Raw genomic sequence first — 17,433 nt, 5'->3', positions numbered from 1 at the left:
ATTCAAATTCCTCTACTTTCGTTTCAACTATATACCAAAAAAAGTCAGGTTTTTCATGGCAGGACTTGGAGTTGTTATTGTTATTGGTGCAATTATTGCATCAATGGGTGCTGCAATGTACATGTACACACAATATCAGACTAATTTTATTGAAACAGTATCTGGACAACCAATAACAGTAGGTCCAGTGGAATATATCATTACATTTGAGGGAACAAATGAAGGAAACAAAGAAGTCTCACCAGAAAATACATTTGTTAAGATCGGAATCACTGCAAAAAACAACGGAGATGAAAAAACACTGCTATCAGGAGGACAATTTTACCTAGTTGATGAAAAAGATCAAAAACACGAAGCAGTTTATGGAGAGTTTTCTTCAAAAGACTTGTTGTTAGAATGGTTAGAGCCAAACAAACCAGTAGAAAAGACAACACAGTTTGATATTCCATTTGATGAAGAAAAAAAATACAAAATAATTATCAGACCACAAAAAGAACAATCAACAGTTGATACAGCTGTTGTTTGTATAACAAATTGTTGATCGCAATTTTCTAAAATGAAAAAAATGTGTCAAATTTTACTATAGATTACGTAGTAATGTGTGACTTTTACCATATAACACTAATAACTTTTGAAAAATATTATGGCAATATCTAAAGCCAAACGCGCAGAAGCAGCTAAAAAAGCAGCACGTACTCGAAAGAGAAATGCAGCTAAAAAAGCAGCTGAAGCAGCAAAAGCAGCTGCATCTCGAAAGAGAAAAGCAGCAGCACGAAAAGCAGCAGCAACTCGAAGTGGTGGAGCAAAGCGAAGAGCCGCTCCAAAGAGAAGAACTGCAGCTAAAAAAGCAGCTCCAAAGAGAAAGGCAGCTAAACGCAGAGCCGCTCCAAAGAGAAGAACTGCAGCTAAAAAAGCAGCTCCAAAGAGAAAGGCAGCTAAACGCAGAGCCGCTCCAAAGAGAAAGGCAGCTAAACGTCGACGTTAAGCTGTCCTGCTAACTTTTTTCTTAACTCATTTATTTTATTTTTCAAATGTTTCTAAACTCGAGTTTAGAAACATTTTATTCATTCATTTTTAATTCAGGCAAAACAAAAATTTTGTTTGGTTTTATTTTTAAAATAATTCTTTTTTCACCATCTCGTTTGAATGGATAATGATCTAATCCCATGTATTGTAGTGTAAGTTTGTCTGCATGCTTGTAATCATAATCAGGAATTATTTGTTCAACAATTCCACGAATTGTTGTCATATCAAGAGGATTATCTTTTGATACAACAGAAACTGCAACACGAGGATCACGTAAAATGTTTTTGTGTTTGATTCTACCTTCTGCAGTATTAATCAAAATGTATTCGTTTTCAAAGTTTGCCCATACCGGAGATACTTGTGGTGAACCATCTTGCATTATTGTTGCAATAAACACTAAATTTTTTTCTGAAAACAGTTTTACAACTTTTTGATCAATCAATTTTCATCACGCCATATAGTTGGCAGTTTTTCTATCATTGTAATGATTTCTAATGCTTTTTCGTTATCTTTTTCTTGCATAGCAACTGAAAACTCGTATCCTAGTCTGATCGCCTCAGGCGACAGATCTTTTATTGATTCAAGATCACGACCTTCAATACGAATTCTCTCGCCAATCGCACACATTTTCCAATTATCTGACATGTTCTGATGTTCTTGTGTTAGATCATTTTGTACATGTGATCTCCAATTAATCAGTGTCATCTTTTGGATAAGATCCTCTGTTTTTTGAGAATAGAAAACACGTACCATGTCAAATATCAATTTAAGAAATACTTAGGTTTTACCGATTACTTTTTGCTTGAATTTTCCAATACGTTTGTCATCGCCCTATTCATTATCTCCATAACTAGATATTGAGAATATTCTTGGGATTGTTTGCCTTTAGTCTTGGAGGTTTTTGGAGCAAGGCCTTTGAGAATCTTTTCAATTTTGACAGATGTATTGTCAATGATTTTTGAATACGTCGAGTCAAAGTTTTCAGGAGTTTCAAAGTCCAGTAGTTTTGTTGATGTGCTATAATATTTTGTGATAGCACCACGAGATTCTTCAATTTTTGCAATCTCTATCAATCCAGATTCTTTTAGAATTTCCAGGTGGTGTCTGACTGTTGTTAGCGCTTTTTTAAATCCGCTCTTTTTTAGAGCAGTTGAAATTTGGTCAGCAGACAATGCTTGGTGATACAAAATTTCCACAATTTTTGCGCGTGCAGGGTCTTCTATTGCTCGTGCATGTTCAATACTTGTTGTAACAATTCGATTTACCTTGATTTGCTTTTCTAATAGTGTAGACATACTGAATCTACCTCTACATCTGATCTAAAAGTTACTTGTATCATATTTTTTTGTCTAATCGCATCAATTTTTGTATACTCTGATAATTCTTGTAGCGATGTCAAATGTATTGTTATCATTACAAGATTTATTGTAATGCAATCAGTATTATTGATAGCACTACAATCAATTTAGTTTGGGTTGAATAATTCTTGTAGTGGTTTGAAAAATATTAGAAAATATCAAAAAATGCCAGCTTTGAAAATTTATGTTGTCAAAATACCTATCAGGAGATATTTTTTGGAAAAATCAAATATGCAATTCGAGTTGAAAAATAATGGTCAGGAACAGATTATAGATTAGATGCAGAAACAATGGCTTGTCTAATGTCAGCCAGTCTTTCATTGAAGACCTCAGAAATTAAATTCATCATCTCAAATGTGGATTCAGCATTTCGCGGAAGATTGTTATCAGTAAGTTTGTTATTCATGTAATCAGTTGATTTTGCAACAAATGAATGATATACCATTCCAAAAATGCAGTCATGAATATCAACATCCCAGTTTGCTGAGTTTACCATGTTAGAGTATGAAGGGATTTGATTGATTACAATGTTTAAAAGTGTCTCAAGTTCTTTTTTATCTTCAGATGTTTGCATGATCAATGTATAATTTATCCACTAAAGAGTATTACCTGTAAGTTTTTCATATGCTATAACATAGCGCTCAGTCATTTTCTTAATTACATCCTCAGGAATGTCTGGAGCAACAGGTTCTTTTCCTTGCTCACGATCATCTTCAAATTGTTTTTGATATCCGTTTGCAGTTAGCCAGTCACGTAAAAGCTGTTTGTCATATGCCTCTTGAATTTTACCAACCTGGAAGGAATCTTTTGGCCATAGTCGATACTCATCAGGCCCAATAGAGTCACCCAAAGTAATTTTTCCATCAAGTAATCCGAATTCTAATTTCAAGTCAGCCAGAATAAATCCTGCATTATCAGCAATTTCTGCCATCTTTTTGTAAATGTCAATAGATGTTTTTTCAAGCCAGTTAAACTGCTCCTTAGAGACCAAATTCATTGCCAATGCTTTTGTCTTATTTACTGGAATGTCGTGCTCAGATTTTGTGGTAGGATCAAAAATAGGCTCTAGAAGTTTTGCTGCAAGTGTAGTATCTGTCCCATCAGGAAGTGTGACTTGGCCGTTTTTCCAGCGATTTACCAGGCTTCCATAAAAATAACCTCTAACCACGCATTCCATTGGAAGCATTTTCATTTTTTTGACAATGATTTCAGTATCTGATTTTCTTTTCACGAAATGGTTTGGAACAGGTAATTCATTGAACCAAAATTCGGCAAATTTGCAAAGAACCTCCCCTTTTTTTGGGATATTCTGTCTGAATTTAACATCATAAGCTGATACCCTATCAGAGAATTTGAAGACTAGAGTAGTTTCATCTACATCATAAAGATCCTTTACTTTACCACTTGTAAGAAACTTCAAGCATTCAGACTAGAAAGCCACGGAATTTAACTGCTAGCAAAAAGGTCATGAGCCCATCATGCCGACCATCTTTGGCATCTCTCGGTATGCCTTGTTTACAAAAATATCATTATCAGCAGATATCATTACATATTCCATAGGGTTTTCAGGAGGAGGTGAGACTATAATTTTTTGCCCAGCTTTGATTGTTCCAAGATCTAGTGTATCGCCTGAACCAAAATTAACACGAACATTAGTTAGGGGTTGTGATCCTGTATTTTGTATTGTAACTCTTCCCATTACAAACAAATTTTGTTTATCTAAAATTGGATCAACAAATATGTCATATTCCTGAGTCGAGATAGATAATTTCAAAATATCAGAACCAAAAATAGCTGCCATTATACCAATAGCCGCAATACCAATGCCAATTAGAATACTGTATTGCTTCACGGAATATATCATCTGTTTTAATTTAAGAACTTTTTTTGAAACTATTAATTTTATAAAACATATAACGATTCATGGATGAAGGATTCTTAATTGTGCCAGCTTTGATAATTGCTGCAGTAGGAATCTTTGTTGGCAGTAGGCTCTGGATTTTATTTAAAAAATAACTTATTCTTTAACCTCAACACCATTCCAAAATGCCACCATTCCCTTAATTTTCGAGGCGGCATCATTTGGTTCAGCGTAATACCAAGCACAATCTTTGTTGGTCTTCCCATTAACAGAAACTGAATAATAATTAGCCATTCCTTTCCATCCACAAAAGGAGGTCATGTCTGTCTTCTGGAAATACTCTTTTTTTATTGATTCAAATGGAAAATAATGATTTCCTTCAACTACAATTGTATCATTACTTTCAGCAATGACCACCCCATTCCAAATTGCCCTCATATTGTTCAAGTTTTGCATTGCATATATAAAAAAACCCTAATTTGGTCTGATGCAGTTTTTAATTATTTACCATCTTGTTCAGGGATTACTGAGAGAGTAGTAGTTGAAAGAACATGAGGGATTTTTCTGATGTGTTTTGTAATTACATTCTCAATTTCCTCAGAAGTGTTTGCTTCAATTTTAACAAAAATATCATAAACACCAAAGGTTCCCTTTGCTTCTTTGACAAGATCCAATTGAAGTAATTCCTTCATAACCTCCATCTCATGAGCCATCTCACTTTTTACAAGAACATATGAGGTTTCCATTTATTCACCCTTCATCTCTTCTCTACTTCTAAATTCAGGGGTAATTCCTAATGATTCATAGTTTCCAGTAGAACATGTAAAACACATTGAGTCCTTTGGAATCCCCACAGCTGCGGCTAGATTTTCAGCATCATTGTATCCTAAAAAGTCAGCACCAATACTTTGTCTTACCATTTCAGTGATCTCATCTTGATTCATTTCCTTACCATTTGAAAATGTTGCAAGTTCTTCTTGAGAAGGAAAGTCTATTCCAGCATAGCACGGGAATTTTATAGGAGGATATGTAATCACCATACTAATTTTTCTAGCACCTGCCCTGCGAAGTGCCTTAATGATTGCCTTTGAGCTAGTTCCCCTTACAAGACTATCATCAATCACTACAACATGTTTGCCATCAATTATTTCTCTAATTGGAATTATCCATCTGTTAATTTCAATTCTATCTGATTGGTGAGGTTCAATAAAACTGCGCAGTGGGCCTTTCTTGCTGTATCTATCTTTTAGTAATCCCTCATCAAAAGAGACACCTAGTTCTTGGGCATATCCCAATGCTGCAGGCCTAGCGGAATCAGGAACAGGGATTACCAAATCTGCATCTTTTATTGGAAATTTCTTTGCTAAGAATCTGCCAATGTTTTTTCTTGCAACATAGATGTTTGTGCCCTCCATGTTACTTGATGGGTGAGCAAAGTAAGTAAACTCAAATGAACAATGTGCTCGTTTTGTGTCATTAGAGAACATTTCAGTCTCTAATCCTTTTTGACTTAGTTTGATCAACTCTCCAGGGTTAACATTGCGCTGTAATTTAGCACCAACTGCAGAAACTGCAGATGATTCAGATGCAACTATGTATGTATTATCAGATTCTTTGTGACCTAAAACCATTGGACGGAATCCTTTTGGATCACGTGCGGCGTAAACAGAATTATCATCAGAGATAAATGTAAAACAATAAGAGCCAACCATCTCATTTTTTAAAATCGATAATGCTTTTCCCATCTGGCCGTTTTCAGAAATTAATGAAACAAGTCTTTGAGCCGCAACTAAAGTATCACTTGCGTTTTGTGGAGTAAAAGAGCAGCCTCCAACTAGATTGGATAATTCTTGAACATTAGCAATTGTTCCATTGTGTGCAATACAAAGATCTTTTACCTTTAGAGGCTGTGCATTCTCAAGTGAACTACGGCCCATTGTTGAATATCTTACATGCCCAATTACTGCAGGAGACGCATATTCCTCAGAGATTGCTTTGAATTCGGATGAGGCAGATGAAACAAGACCTAATCGCTTTAGGGGAGTTTTATTTGGAATGGCAATGCCCCAAGCTTCTTGTCCCCTATGTTGAAGTGCTCTTAGTGCATCAATTGCCATTGGAACGACATTGGTTCCACTAAGACTAAAAATTCCAACTACACCACAATTTTCCTTAACCATGAAGAACCAAATCCCTTAACGAATTTAACCAAGTTTTTTGCGCTTTATCAACTCTTAGATCTACTATGGGTTTTGTATCATGTATAAATTCAATTTTAGTTCCTCCAAATTTGCCAATATTTGCAAAAACAGTCTTGTGTTTTTGAAGGATTTTTTCTAATTCTTTTAGATTTTTCTTTTCTACTACTAGCAAATATCTGGAATGGCTCTCAGAAAACAAAATTCTGTCAACAGATAATTTATCACTTGGAATTTTTTCAAGTAAAGTTTTACAACCTACATTATTTGTCATACATAACTCCGATATGGCTACAGCCAATCCACCTTTTGAGCAATCATGAGCAGATTTTACAAGTTGATTCTCAATAATTTCCAATACAGATTCCATGTTCTTCTTTGATTCATCAAAATTTACAACAGGGCATTTACCGCCAACAAATTTGTGAACATATTCAAAATATTCTGAACCACCCATTTCATCTTTGGTGCGACCAACAATTACAAGGATATCACCATCTGAGATTTTTTGAGTGATTAACGGTTTTTTTTCAATTAATCCCAACACACCAATTACAGGAGTTGGTTTTATTGGTCCCTTCGGGGTTTCGTTGTAAAGACTAACTTTACCGCCAACGCATGGAATCTTGAAGAATTTTGCAAAATCAGTCAAGCCTTTTAGGGATTCTAAAAATGTCCAAAATATTTCAGGATCTTTTGGGTTCCCAAATTGAAGGTGATCTAGCATTCCAATTGGTTTTGCTCCTGTACAAACAACATTTCGACATGCCTCTTCAAAACAACCAATCGCACCTTCGCGTGGATTAATAAAACAGTGTTTAGGATTTCCATCAATTTTTGCAGATAAAAATTTTCCATTATCTAATCTTAATACTGCTGCATCTCTTCCAGGTTTTACAACGGTCCTTATACCAACTTCATGATCATACTGAGAATAAATCCAAATCTTACTAGCAATGTTGGGGGATGCTAAAAACTTCATCATCATTTTAGAATAATCAGAAATAGGTTTGAGTTTCTTTTCATTTTCAATGGAATTAAGATAAACTGGTTTTTTTGAAGGTAAATCAAGCAATGTTGCATTTGCAACAACATCAGTTGGAAGATTTGCAAATGTCTTGTTTCCTTTTTTTACATGCATTTTGTTATCAGATGTAACACGACCAATTACAGAGCACCCAATATGGTATTTCTTGCAAATGTCTTGTAGTTTTTTTAGTTTAGTTTTACTAGTAACAATTAACATTCTCTCTTGAGATTCAGATACCATTATTTCGTCAGGATGCATATCAGATTCTCTTGTGTGAACTTTTCCAACATCCATCTCAATTCCTATTTCTAGTGCATCAGCAGTCTCAGAAATAGCACAAGACAATCCACCCCCGCCAAGATCCTTCATTGCATGAATCAGTTTTTGATTTCTTGCCTCAAGAATTGCTTCAATGATTAATTTTTCAATGAATGGATCTGGAATTTGAACTGCAGAACGGTCTTCAGACTCTAATGAATCAGAAGCAAATTGAGAACCACCTATTCCATCTCTTCCAGTGGAACCACCCAACAAGACCACCAAATCTCCTTTCTTAGAGTGATTTTTTATGAGATTCTCTTTCTTCCCAAAGCCAATTGAGGCTACATCAACTAGAGCATAGTTTTCATAACATTCGTCAAACTCCACTTCTCCTCCAATGGTAGGGATACCTAAACAATTGCCATAGTCTGCAATTCCTGTTACTGCATTTTTGAATAACCATCTTGCTTGTTGATCTTTTTCAATATTTCCAAACCGCAATCCATCAAAAATTGCAATAGGTCTAGTTCCTGCAGATAAAATATCTCGAATCACACCACCGACTCCAGTGGCAGCACCACCATACGGCTCAACTGCAGATGGATGGTTGTGACTTTCAATATGAGCAGTTACAACATATCCACCACCAACATCCAAAACACCGGAATCATATCCTTTTTCAGTAATTACCAATGGTCCCTTCATAGGTAACATTTTGAGGTGTTTTTTTGATGATTTGTAAGAACAGTGCTCAGACCATTCTGCAGCTACAATTTGTAGTTCGGTGGAGGTAGGATTTCTTCCAATCTTGGATTTAAGTTCTTCAAGTTCTTGAGATTCTAAACTCAATTTCTAACACCCATTTCTACCATTAACGATTCAAAAATTCTAGAGGAAGGTTTGTTATCAATTGGATTAATTTCAGATTCTGTGGCACGTTCTGGATGGGGCATCATACCAACAACATTTCCATCTTCATTACATACACCTGCAATTTTATTTGTGGAGCCATTAACAACTTCTTCATATCTAAATACAATCTGATTTTTCTTTTTGATTTCTTTTAGAGTGTCATCATCTACATAATATCGACCCTCACCATTTGCGATTGGTATTGGGATTTTCTCATGAAGTTTAAACTGATTTGTGAATGGAGTCTTGTTATTTTCAACTATCAAATTTGTCCACTCACACATAAAGTTCAGAGACTCGTTTTTTAGTAAAACACCTGGAAGTAATCCTGCTTCAACTAGGATTTGAAATCCGTTACAAACACCTAAAATCGGAATTCCTTTTTCAGCCATCTTTTGTACATCCTTAATCACAGGACTATGAGCGGCAATTACTCCAGCACGTAATCTGTCCCCATAGGAGAAACCACCAGGCAAAATCACAGCATCAATATTTTTTGGGAGGCCTTTTTCATGCCAGAAATATTGAGCATCAAGATGAAAGACATCTGTTAGTACATGATACATATCACGATCGCAGTTACTTCCAGGAAAAACTACAACTCCAACCTTCACAATTGCATTTACATTCAGCAATATTTAATCTGAATCGAGTAAAAATTAGATATTAGGAATAGATTGCGATCTTTTATGAAATAAATCATAACAGTCATTGTTTTATTCATGTAAATTTCACACAAAAACATGCGAATGGTAATTTTTGCATTGATTCCATTAATTCTCTCTATTGGACTTTTACCACCGGTTGTTTTTTCAGAGGGGATAGATTCTCCAAGAAAACAAATGTCAAATGGAGTTTCTGCAGAAGATGTGATTTGTAAGAGTGGACTTACCTTAATGATTAGAATGTCAGGTGATGCAGCTTGTGTGACTGCCACTACTGCGGAGAAATTAGAAGAGAAGGGATGGGGTACTATTGAAAAAGAATTTAATTCTGAACCTGAAACAACTGAGACCGAAATTAATGAGGAGTTGGACATATCTGATGAAAGTTCTACTAGTGATTCAACTCAAGGAAAAGATCACAGTGTTGAATTAAAAGAATCCATAGGATTAAAAGGAAATTAGAAACTTAATTTTTAATAATTTTAAATTTCATGACAACTAAAAGTTACTTTGCTTACCATCGGATTATAAATTCTGAGTTCATCACAAATTTCTTGAATTTTTGATTGAGCAGTTTTTTTATCTTTTTCTTTTACAGTGAATTTGAGCATCTTGGCAGTCTTAATTTTTGAAACGGTTTTGTGTGTTCCTTTAAGAACAAGATCATTAAGTATGGTTTGACCTTCAGGATCACTGATACCAGGTTTATTTTCAATCACCACATCAACTTCAAAGGCAGGCATTAGTAATTTGCAAATTAAAAGTGAGGTTAATCTATCTTCCGAATAAATTTGTGTTTTTATACTTATTTTTTAATTAATTGCAGGTATCTGATTCTAAGGACATGTGTTGTTTGATTTCCTGCCTAGAATCAGTTACTTTGATTTGATTTTATTTTTGATGTAATCAACATGGATTCTGTAAAGACCTGATTGATAATCTGGATTTTTAGTAATCAATGATTTTTCTTTCAAATCTTCTTTTGATTGATACATATTTTTCTCAAAGATTCCTTTCTCTTCAAGTTGAAGACACATATCTTGCCATTGTTGGATTTCTTTTGGATTTTTATTTCCTGCTGCATAATAGACATGCAATAATCTAAGTTTGTTATATTCATCTAAGGACATAGATTTGCCTAAAATGTAGTTTCTTTTCAAAGTTTGAAAATATACCAACCCAGTTGCAGTTACAACATAATCAAAAAGTTTTGGATAATCATTAATTTCAATTGGAAATAATGGATTATTTTGATCATTTTGCATGTATTAAAAATAGGGACAACACATGAAAATTATTGTTTTGTTTTTTATGATTTAAATTTCTTTAACCCTTCACTTACAACCAAATTCAGAACATGTGAGAAGCTAATTGATTTTTCAGAGGACTTGATCATCTTTGCTTGAATTGCACGAAGTTTTTCAACATTTGTAGGAGTCAAGACAACAGTGATTCTATTACCCATATTGTAATTTACTGTATTTCCTATAAAAACAGGTTAACAATTCAACCATTTGATTGATATTGGAATTTATAGATGATTATCTTAGGTGATAATAATGGCAAAAGGCAGAATGAGATATTGGAAGATTACATCAGAAGAATTAGCAGGATATGCTTATGATGAGAAAAACTTGCTTAATTGGGAAATAAAATGCGTGAGAGAACCCGATGATGCAGCCCAATTCATTGGTGTCTTCATGTATAGACACGGCACTGCCTATGATTATCAATCAGTGAAAGGAATTTGTTATTTTCATAACAACATAGATAGAAAGGAACTCCCTTCCATTACCAGTTTTCTTCAAGGGAAATTCAATGGTAAAGAGATGGAAAAAGGAGACAGGATATTTCTTAAAGATTCTAAAGAGATCTACTCTGCAAAAGATATTTCAGATTTAGCAAAGGAGATGGAAGAAAAATTTAACACCAAAGCCATTATTTCTTTGGAATTTGAGGGCATTAGTGCAGAGCAGCTAAAAGAAGCTGGACTTCCTGAAGCAAAACTATTGCCAATTCCCACTTGATTGATATAGTTTAAAACATAAAGATACCCAATGTCAGAATTGGAAGGATTCAATCAGCATCTTGAGGAATTACGAAAAAGAATTTTACGAATTGTTTTAGTAGTCGGAATTATTACAGTATTAATCCTCTCACTACATCTTGAATCAATTGAGCTAAATTCAATAACTCTCTATTATCCAACTCCAGAACCTCTTAACAATATTGCAGCCCAAATCACCAATCACATGAAAACAAATTTAGTTCCACAAGATGTGCAATTAATTCAAACAGCACCAGGACAGGCATTCTTTGCACAAGTATACATTGCTGCATTGGTCGGAATTGTGGTTGGGATGCCAATCATAATTAAAGAATTTGTAGGCTTTATCAAACCAGCATTAAAAGAAAACGAGATCAATGTCAGTAGAAGCATTACAATTCCAGCTCTAGGACTGTTTATTGCAGGATGTCTATTTTCATATAATTTTGTCATTCCATATATTTTGGATTTTTTGTATAGATACGGAGAATCTGCAGGACTAGTTACATTTTTGAATGTAATAGATTTTGTTACATTTGTTTTACAGTTTTTGCTTGCATTTGGATTTTCATTTCAGCTTCCTCTTGTAATGTATGCAATTTCAGTTTCTGGCATGGTGGATTCAGATTTTTGGAGAAAAAATATCAGGTATGCAATAGTTGCCATTGTTATTTTTGGAGCAGTAATTACTCCTGATGGGAGTGGTGTAACTATGTGGTTTATTGCAGGACCTATGATTGCATTATATGTTGCAGGCATGATCATCATCGAGCGTAAAGAACGCAAAAAGTCGAACATTTAAATCCAAATTTAATCAATTAGATACATAATGTTAGGAATGGGTTTAGCCAATTTCATTGCAGGACAAGAATGGATTTTCATCATAATCATTGCAGTAGTATTCATTTTTGGCGCAAAAAAGATCCCAGAACTTGCAAAAACCTTTGGCAAAGCAAAAGGTGAGTTTGAAAAGGGTAAAATTGAGGGTGAAAAAGAACTCAAAGACTTTAAAGATAAAGAATTAAAATCAGACTAGTTTTCAGCGGCTTTTACAAAATCATCCAATATCTTAGAATAATTTTCTTCAAAATTATTTTTTCTAAATAGAGACATTATCTTTTGTTTTCCTTTTATTTTTAGATCCACATCTACTACGACTTTGGTTTTTTCGCCAAGTTGTACAAATTGTTGTTTAATGTAACTTCCCTTAGCATCACCACCTATTATAAAAATCTCATGTAGTTTTGGTTTCTCAGAAACATGTTTGGCCATAATTACAAATTCTTCATTATCAAAATTCAGGTGTTCTTCAACTACAGCCACATTGTTTCGCACAGACCTAACTCGAATTGATGGATAATGTTCTGAGAATCTTTTCTGGTAACTATCATAATTTGAAAATATTTCAAACACTTTTTCTCTATCAGCACGAATTATTCTTTCTAATGAAAATTTTGGCAAACTTGATTTAGAAAGTACCCCATCGAGGGTATAAGTTATGCTCTATGTTGAATTGGTCTAAGCACTTTCCTACTCCATGATTTACAATATCATCAATAGTTTTTGGTTTTGTATAAAATTCAGTTACGGGTGGTAAAATTACAATTCCCAATCGGGATAATTTCAACATGTTTTCAAGATGAATTGCAGACATAGGCGTTTCCCTTACCATTAAAATTAGCTTTCTAGATTCTTTTATTGTTACACCTGCAGCTCTTGCAATTAATGTATCATCATATCCGTTTGCAATTGAAGATAGTGTCTTCATACTGCATGGTGCTACAATCATGCCATCAATTCTGTGAGTTCCACTAGATACACTAGAGGCCATATTTTTTTCATCTGAAATGGTAGTTGCAAGTGATGTTACATAATCAAGTGAATGTTCAGTTTCCATAGCAATACATTTGATAGCCCATTCAGACATAATCAAATGAGTCTCAACGTTTAATTTTTTCAATGTCTCCAACATTCTAATTCCATAAATTACACCTGTACTGCCCGTTATTCCAATAACTAATTTCATGATAATTTACATAGTTTACAGTATTTTATCTATTAGATGAACAAACATGCTTAGCACTAGATATTTTTAGAATCTTCTCTATCTAGAGCCTCCAAGCCATTCTGCTCTTTTCTTCTCTTGAGCCACAAAGAAATTCCCCCAATTGCCATGGCTGTAAGTAAAATAACTCCTGCCATCTGAAGTTCAAAATTATATAGCACAACTAATATCAAATCTCTTTTATGAAAAATCTTATGATTTAGAACGATCTGATTAAATGAAAATTAGCTATATTAGATCCTCCAATCTAGTCATAGTGTGATTAAAAGTTCTGAGATAAAGAAAATAGTAAATAACTACACGGATGTGAAAATTGGAGTTTTAGGAAGTCATTCAGCATTAGAAGTTATGGATGGAGCAAAGGATGAAGATTTTCAAACAATGGTTTTTTGTCAAAAAGGCAGAGAGGGACCATATCAAAGATTTAGAAGAATTGCTGATGAGATAATAATTTTAGATAAATTCAAAGACATGGCATCAGCTCAAAATCAAAAAAAAATACGCGATACAAATACAATCATAGTTCCACACAGATCTCTTACTGTTTATCTTGGATACAAAACAATTGAGAATTCATTCAAAGTTCCCATCTTTGGCAATAGAAAGTTATTCCAAGCTGAAGAAAGAACAGCAAAAAAAGGCCAATATTATCTACTAGAAAAAGCCAGAATAAAGTATCCAAAATTATTCAGAGACCCAAAACAAATCAACAAGCCATGTATTGTTAAAGTTCAGGAAAAAAATAGACCTCTAGAAAGAGCCTTTTTCACAGTCTCATCTTACAAAGATTTTAAAGAAAAATCAGAAGATAAAATCAAACAAGGGATAATTGCAAGAAAGGATCTTGAAAAATCAAGTATTGAAGAACTGGCAATTGGAACTTATATGAATTTTAATTTCTTCCATACACCAATTTCTGATCAAGTTGATTTTATTGGAATTGAAAGAAGACTTCAGACAAATATTCATGACTATAATGCCTTGCCAGCCAAACAGCAATTAGACATAAACATGGATTTACAAAATATCGAGGTAGGACACACGCCTGCAAGTATTAGAGAATCACTTCTAGAAAAAGTAATCAAAATGGGCGACAAATTTGTGGCCGCAGTTAAAAAAGAATATTCCCCAGGAATCATTGGTCCATTCTCTCTACAAAGTGTAATCACAAAAGATTTGGAGTTAATTGTATATGATGTGTCATTGCGCGTTCCTGGAAATCCAATTGTAGCAACCACTAGTCCATATACAAAATATCAATACGGCAAAACATTTGGGATAGGAAGAAGAATTGCCATGGAAATTAAAAGAGCCCAGGAAGAAGATCGTCTTGATGAAATTGTAACATAAATTTCTAGAAATCCAAAATCAATGATTAATCAATAGAGTAAAATAATGAAAAAGGCGCTAACCCCCTTAATGCAGAACTTTGAGAGATTCCCTCTCATAGTCAAACGTTAAACGCTTGATTGCCTTTATTGTTCTGCGGGGTAGCGCAGTCTAATCGCCAGATTTTACAACTAACGACATCATATAGTATATACAATTTTACTATTTAACATTTAGTATCAATAATTGCAAAAAAATATCAAAGATTATGTAATTTTTACTGTGATTAGTTTAGAAAAATATTTGGCACTAGAAAATAAACCATCTATCCCATAAATACAGAATTTAAGAAATACATAACATGACCAGACGTGTCACAATAATGATCGAAGATGAGCTTGATAAAAAAATCAGATTATTTCAAGCAAAAAAAATGCAAAAACAAAATTCTACATATAGTTATTCAAGAGCCGTAAATGATATCATCAAAAAGTGCATCTAAGATCAACAAAAATATATTTTCTCAAGAAACTAGTCCCAATGTTAATTGGCTAGATTGAGAAATATATTGAATACTCAACGTTTTCTCTCAAATAATTAAAACGGTTTGATGTTTGAGAAAAAACTGCTGGATGCCAATTAGCGATACAAACTCTTTTTTGTGTTAAAGTCACAATAATTCTGTGGGAAGAACCATTTTCATTAAGGAAATTATTTGTATTTCAAAGGAGCCTAGATTATGTCCCACCTGTGAAAAAGATGACAGGCTAGAAAAAGAACTAATCAGGGAAGAAAGATCATGTGGAAAAACAATTTTGTGTTCACGATGCGAGGCACTAATAGTCATTACAAGTAATAATTTGAGGCAAGTAGAATTGTCATCAAGAAAAGATGACATCATTATGCTAAAAGAACCCCATATTATTAGAAAAGTCGAATATTAAGAATCAGATTTGCTCAATAATTCTTTTATGATGTAAGTCCTAACACTAGCAAATTCCCATTCTCTCAGATTGGCATTTTTGCATTCTTCTTTAATTATAAGACCAGCAAGTCCCTTGCTCCAAATATGTCGTTTTGGATCATAAACTTCAAGAATTTTTCCATGTTTAGTGATTTTGATTGCCCCATGACATCTTTTGATTACCTGTAAAGCAATTTTGTAATACAGTTTTTCAAAATTAACCATGAAATTATAAAATCAAAACTCATCAAAAAGGTTGGCATTTACTTGATACAAGAATAATATACTATGAAATAGATAACAAAACTGCTGATGATTAATCAAAATAAGCTATAACTGATTGTTGATGAGTTTGCCGAATTATGAAGCAGTTTTGAAAAATTAAGATGTTCTGTCATGAACATTAATTGTCATAGATAAAGGAGGGGATAATGCTTCAGGATTATCAATGCTCTCCCAAACAAAAACCCGTATGTGGTAAATGCCAGATTCAGTAGGTATCCAGGATTGTGCAGGTGAAAATGATTGTTTTGGAGATAACGAACCAGTCAACCATGAAAGAGAAATTACAACACCATCATCATTTGTTACCTGAGTGACATATGCAAAGATTTGTGGAATATCCTGATTATTTGTAATATCTGCAGTAATCATTATTTGCTCATCAACTACATGTATTTTTTCTTCAGAAACAACATTGGCAGTAATGCTTTCCGCAAAAACAGCATTAGTACCGGATAAAATTAAAAATATTGAAAAGAACAGAACTTTCATATCAAGTATTATTTTTATGCATATTTAATCTAGCTAATGAATAACTTACCTGAAAAATTTCCTGAATATTCAATAATGCACAAAACATTATCAAAAAAAATTAAAGAGTTAAAAGAAAAAGAGAGTAAATGTGAAAAATCAGATTTGGAATCAATTCAATTTAAGATTAAAAAATATCAGTCAGAAGTAAACAAAATTGAGAAGATGTTTCCAGTGGATTTTTTTGAAAATTATGAATAATCATTCATGTTCATGGCCACAGTCACACTGATGGGAATCGTCATTAAATGTCATTAATTGTTCCACCATTTCATCACGAATTTTAAGCAAATCCCCTACTTGTTGTTTCAAAGAATCCGAATCCCATTGTTTTTGATGAAGTTCTCGTATAATGTCAATTATTTCTAAATCAACATTTAACAGATTATCCATAATTTGTTCTTGTTTGCTCATAAATATTCAATAATTTACTATGACAAAAACCATTCTAAATGAGAATATATCAAACTTCCATACTTTCTTTGAGAAGGTTTTTTCGTACCAATATTGGAATATTGTAAAATGCCCCCAAAGCCATAGCATCTGATGCACGGTAGTTTCGTAAAACCAAGTCTTTTTTTCCAGTAAAATAGAGATTCGCTCTTAGAACTTCCCCACTTTCATAAATTTTGACTTTAACTAGTACTAGTTCATTTTCTTCGCAAATCTCTTCTATCATTTTGTATATGGATGGAACAGGTTCACTCTCTGTTTCTGAAAAACTAGAGATATGTCTTGCAACTTCTCCAGAGAAAGCCCTCATATGGAATTCTTTTCCATTATCTGCCTTGAGAATCACCATTCCCTCTACAGCATATGGGTCTACAAATCCAACATAATCTATTTTTACTGACTCATAATCTGGTTCTTGTGCTTGATTAATCTCCATTGTATTACGCATAAT

At 33.7% G+C, this 17,433-nt stretch carries 31 protein-coding genes; 10 read left to right on the top strand and 21 right to left on the bottom strand.

Translation table 11 applies throughout. The features are described from left to right. Nucleotides 1-55: 55 nt before the first annotated feature. Both K5790_RS02685 and K5790_RS02680 read left to right on the top strand, forming a co-directional pair. Nucleotides 56-541 (top strand): DUF4352 domain-containing protein, encoded by a 486-nt coding sequence (locus K5790_RS02685; RefSeq protein ID WP_297592180.1) that lies wholly within the window; start codon nucleotides 56-58, stop codon nucleotides 539-541. 102 nt (nucleotides 542-643) lie between these two features. Further along, on the top strand, nucleotides 644-985 hold the full coding sequence (locus tag K5790_RS02680; protein WP_297592179.1) for a hypothetical protein: 342 nt from the start codon (nucleotides 644-646) through the stop codon (nucleotides 983-985). 75 nt (nucleotides 986-1,060) lie between these two features. Here the strand turns inward: K5790_RS02680 and K5790_RS02675 are convergent, their stop codons facing one another. The 11 genes from K5790_RS02675 to purQ all read right to left on the bottom strand — a co-directional run bounded on the left by K5790_RS02675 (nucleotide 1,061) and on the right by purQ (nucleotide 9,260). Beyond that, the gene (locus K5790_RS02675; RefSeq protein ID WP_297592975.1) at nucleotides 1,061-1,465 is read right to left on the bottom strand and encodes a PPOX class F420-dependent oxidoreductase; all 405 of its coding nucleotides are present in this window, start codon (nucleotides 1,463-1,465) and stop codon (nucleotides 1,061-1,063) included. Continuing rightward, complete coding sequence (locus K5790_RS02670) at nucleotides 1,465-1,779, bottom strand: hypothetical protein (protein WP_297592178.1); 315 nt, start codon at nucleotides 1,777-1,779, stop codon at nucleotides 1,465-1,467. The genes K5790_RS02675 and K5790_RS02670 overlap by 1 nt, the downstream gene beginning before the upstream one ends. Nucleotides 1,780-1,817: 38 nt before the next feature. Beyond that, the gene (locus K5790_RS02665; RefSeq protein WP_297592177.1) at nucleotides 1,818-2,321 is read right to left on the bottom strand and encodes a winged helix-turn-helix domain-containing protein; all 504 of its coding nucleotides are present in this window, start codon (nucleotides 2,319-2,321) and stop codon (nucleotides 1,818-1,820) included. 331 nt (nucleotides 2,322-2,652) lie between these two features. Beyond that, a complete protein-coding gene (locus K5790_RS02660) occupies nucleotides 2,653-2,958 on the bottom strand; it encodes a hypothetical protein (protein WP_297592176.1) in 306 nt (101 codons plus the stop codon). Between the two features lie 21 nt (nucleotides 2,959-2,979). Further along, nucleotides 2,980-3,804 carry a phosphoribosylaminoimidazolesuccinocarboxamide synthase gene (gene purC / locus K5790_RS02655; RefSeq protein WP_297592175.1) on the bottom strand — a complete coding sequence of 275 codons (825 nt, stop codon included), beginning with the start codon at nucleotides 3,802-3,804 and terminating at the stop codon, nucleotides 2,980-2,982. A 45-nt stretch (nucleotides 3,805-3,849) separates the two neighbouring features. Further along, nucleotides 3,850-4,236: a hypothetical protein gene (locus tag K5790_RS02650; protein WP_297592174.1), complete on the bottom strand. Its 387-nt coding sequence runs from the start codon at nucleotides 4,234-4,236 to the stop codon at nucleotides 3,850-3,852. 165 nt (nucleotides 4,237-4,401) lie between these two features. Beyond that, nucleotides 4,402-4,683 carry a DUF427 domain-containing protein gene (locus K5790_RS02645; protein ID WP_297592173.1) on the bottom strand — a complete coding sequence of 94 codons (282 nt, stop codon included), beginning with the start codon at nucleotides 4,681-4,683 and terminating at the stop codon, nucleotides 4,402-4,404. 62 nt (nucleotides 4,684-4,745) lie between these two features. Beyond that, entirely contained in the window at nucleotides 4,746-4,991 is a 246-nt protein-coding gene (locus K5790_RS02640; RefSeq protein ID WP_297592172.1) for an Lrp/AsnC ligand binding domain-containing protein, read from the bottom strand. After that, complete coding sequence (gene purF, locus K5790_RS02635; protein WP_297592171.1) at nucleotides 4,992-6,425, bottom strand: amidophosphoribosyltransferase; 1,434 nt, start codon at nucleotides 6,423-6,425, stop codon at nucleotides 4,992-4,994. Continuing rightward, nucleotides 6,418-8,583: a phosphoribosylformylglycinamidine synthase subunit PurL gene (gene purL, locus K5790_RS02630; protein ID WP_297592170.1), complete on the bottom strand. Its 2,166-nt coding sequence runs from the start codon at nucleotides 8,581-8,583 to the stop codon at nucleotides 6,418-6,420. The genes purF and purL overlap by 8 nt, the downstream gene beginning before the upstream one ends. Continuing rightward, nucleotides 8,580-9,260: a phosphoribosylformylglycinamidine synthase subunit PurQ gene (purQ, locus tag K5790_RS02625; RefSeq protein WP_297592169.1), complete on the bottom strand. Its 681-nt coding sequence runs from the start codon at nucleotides 9,258-9,260 to the stop codon at nucleotides 8,580-8,582. Before purQ ends, purL begins: the two co-directional genes overlap by 4 nt. A gap of 129 nt (nucleotides 9,261-9,389) precedes the next feature. Between purQ and K5790_RS02620 the strand changes: the two genes are divergently transcribed. Further along, entirely contained in the window at nucleotides 9,390-9,773 is a 384-nt protein-coding gene (locus K5790_RS02620) for a hypothetical protein (protein WP_297592168.1), read from the top strand. A gap of 20 nt (nucleotides 9,774-9,793) precedes the next feature. On the opposite strand, the gene purS is transcribed toward K5790_RS02620, so the two are convergent. From purS to K5790_RS02605, 3 genes are all read right to left on the bottom strand, one after another. Continuing rightward, entirely contained in the window at nucleotides 9,794-10,054 is a 261-nt protein-coding gene (purS, locus tag K5790_RS02615) for a phosphoribosylformylglycinamidine synthase subunit PurS (protein WP_297592167.1), read from the bottom strand. A 132-nt stretch (nucleotides 10,055-10,186) separates the two neighbouring features. After that, on the bottom strand, nucleotides 10,187-10,576 hold the full coding sequence (locus tag K5790_RS02610) for a hypothetical protein (protein WP_297592166.1): 390 nt from the start codon (nucleotides 10,574-10,576) through the stop codon (nucleotides 10,187-10,189). A gap of 44 nt (nucleotides 10,577-10,620) precedes the next feature. Continuing rightward, nucleotides 10,621-10,776 (bottom strand): hypothetical protein, encoded by a 156-nt coding sequence (locus tag K5790_RS02605; RefSeq protein ID WP_297592165.1) that lies wholly within the window; start codon nucleotides 10,774-10,776, stop codon nucleotides 10,621-10,623. Nucleotides 10,777-10,870: 94 nt separating this feature from the next. Between K5790_RS02605 and K5790_RS02600 the strand changes: the two genes are divergently transcribed. Genes K5790_RS02600 through K5790_RS02590 form a run of 3 tightly spaced genes read left to right on the top strand, consistent with a single transcriptional unit; the run spans nucleotide 10,871 to nucleotide 12,394 of the window. Continuing rightward, the gene (locus tag K5790_RS02600) at nucleotides 10,871-11,338 is read left to right on the top strand and encodes a hypothetical protein (RefSeq protein ID WP_297592164.1); all 468 of its coding nucleotides are present in this window, start codon (nucleotides 10,871-10,873) and stop codon (nucleotides 11,336-11,338) included. A gap of 30 nt (nucleotides 11,339-11,368) precedes the next feature. After that, nucleotides 11,369-12,160 carry a twin-arginine translocase subunit TatC gene (gene tatC, locus K5790_RS02595; protein WP_297592163.1) on the top strand — a complete coding sequence of 264 codons (792 nt, stop codon included), beginning with the start codon at nucleotides 11,369-11,371 and terminating at the stop codon, nucleotides 12,158-12,160. Nucleotides 12,161-12,187: 27 nt separating this feature from the next. After that, the gene (locus tag K5790_RS02590; protein ID WP_297592162.1) at nucleotides 12,188-12,394 is read left to right on the top strand and encodes a twin-arginine translocase TatA/TatE family subunit; all 207 of its coding nucleotides are present in this window, start codon (nucleotides 12,188-12,190) and stop codon (nucleotides 12,392-12,394) included. On the opposite strand, the gene K5790_RS02585 is transcribed toward K5790_RS02590, so the two are convergent. Genes K5790_RS02585 through K5790_RS02575 form a run of 3 tightly spaced genes read right to left on the bottom strand, consistent with a single transcriptional unit; the run spans nucleotide 12,391 to nucleotide 13,584 of the window. Further along, complete coding sequence (locus K5790_RS02585; RefSeq protein WP_297592161.1) at nucleotides 12,391-12,819, bottom strand: SRPBCC family protein; 429 nt, start codon at nucleotides 12,817-12,819, stop codon at nucleotides 12,391-12,393. The genes K5790_RS02590 and K5790_RS02585 overlap by 4 nt on opposite strands. Nucleotides 12,820-12,826: 7 nt before the next feature. Further along, on the bottom strand, nucleotides 12,827-13,384 hold the full coding sequence (locus tag K5790_RS02580; protein ID WP_297592160.1) for a UbiX family flavin prenyltransferase: 558 nt from the start codon (nucleotides 13,382-13,384) through the stop codon (nucleotides 12,827-12,829). 56 nt (nucleotides 13,385-13,440) lie between these two features. After that, a complete protein-coding gene (locus tag K5790_RS02575) occupies nucleotides 13,441-13,584 on the bottom strand; it encodes a hypothetical protein (RefSeq protein WP_297592159.1) in 144 nt (47 codons plus the stop codon). A 97-nt stretch (nucleotides 13,585-13,681) separates the two neighbouring features. On the opposite strand from K5790_RS02575, the gene K5790_RS02570 reads away from it, so the two are divergent. The 3 genes from K5790_RS02570 (at nucleotide 13,682) to K5790_RS02560 (ending at nucleotide 15,696) form a co-directional block, all read left to right on the top strand. Continuing rightward, nucleotides 13,682-14,773, top strand: a complete 1,092-nt coding sequence (locus K5790_RS02570) for a formate--phosphoribosylaminoimidazolecarboxamide ligase family protein (RefSeq protein WP_297592158.1) — start codon at nucleotides 13,682-13,684, stop codon at nucleotides 14,771-14,773. A 340-nt stretch (nucleotides 14,774-15,113) separates the two neighbouring features. After that, complete coding sequence (locus K5790_RS02565) at nucleotides 15,114-15,254, top strand: hypothetical protein (RefSeq protein WP_297592157.1); 141 nt, start codon at nucleotides 15,114-15,116, stop codon at nucleotides 15,252-15,254. A 181-nt stretch (nucleotides 15,255-15,435) separates the two neighbouring features. Beyond that, entirely contained in the window at nucleotides 15,436-15,696 is a 261-nt protein-coding gene (locus K5790_RS02560; RefSeq protein ID WP_297592156.1) for a hypothetical protein, read from the top strand. Here the strand turns inward: K5790_RS02560 and K5790_RS02555 are convergent. Then, on the bottom strand, nucleotides 15,693-15,941 hold the full coding sequence (locus tag K5790_RS02555) for a hypothetical protein (RefSeq protein WP_297592155.1): 249 nt from the start codon (nucleotides 15,939-15,941) through the stop codon (nucleotides 15,693-15,695). The genes K5790_RS02560 and K5790_RS02555 overlap by 4 nt on opposite strands. Nucleotides 15,942-16,097: 156 nt before the next feature. Further along, on the bottom strand, nucleotides 16,098-16,490 hold the full coding sequence (locus K5790_RS02550; RefSeq protein WP_297592154.1) for a hypothetical protein: 393 nt from the start codon (nucleotides 16,488-16,490) through the stop codon (nucleotides 16,098-16,100). Nucleotides 16,491-16,526: 36 nt separating this feature from the next. On the opposite strand from K5790_RS02550, the gene K5790_RS02545 reads away from it, so the two are divergent. Continuing rightward, on the top strand, nucleotides 16,527-16,730 hold the full coding sequence (locus K5790_RS02545) for a hypothetical protein (RefSeq protein WP_297592153.1): 204 nt from the start codon (nucleotides 16,527-16,529) through the stop codon (nucleotides 16,728-16,730). Here K5790_RS02545 and K5790_RS02540 read toward each other — a convergent pair whose 3' ends face one another. Then, nucleotides 16,731-16,943: a hypothetical protein gene (locus K5790_RS02540; RefSeq protein WP_297592152.1), complete on the bottom strand. Its 213-nt coding sequence runs from the start codon at nucleotides 16,941-16,943 to the stop codon at nucleotides 16,731-16,733. It abuts the gene before it with no gap. Nucleotides 16,944-16,992: 49 nt separating this feature from the next. Continuing rightward, nucleotides 16,993-17,418 carry a bifunctional nuclease domain-containing protein gene (locus K5790_RS02535; protein ID WP_297592973.1) on the bottom strand — a complete coding sequence of 142 codons (426 nt, stop codon included), beginning with the start codon at nucleotides 17,416-17,418 and terminating at the stop codon, nucleotides 16,993-16,995. Nucleotides 17,419-17,433: the final 15 nt, after the last annotated feature.

This window comes from Nitrosopumilus sp., from assembly GCF_025698945.1.
Classification (GTDB): domain Archaea; phylum Thermoproteota; class Nitrososphaeria; order Nitrososphaerales; family Nitrosopumilaceae; genus Nitrosopumilus.
This window is presented reverse-complemented; position numbering and strand designations above follow the sequence as displayed.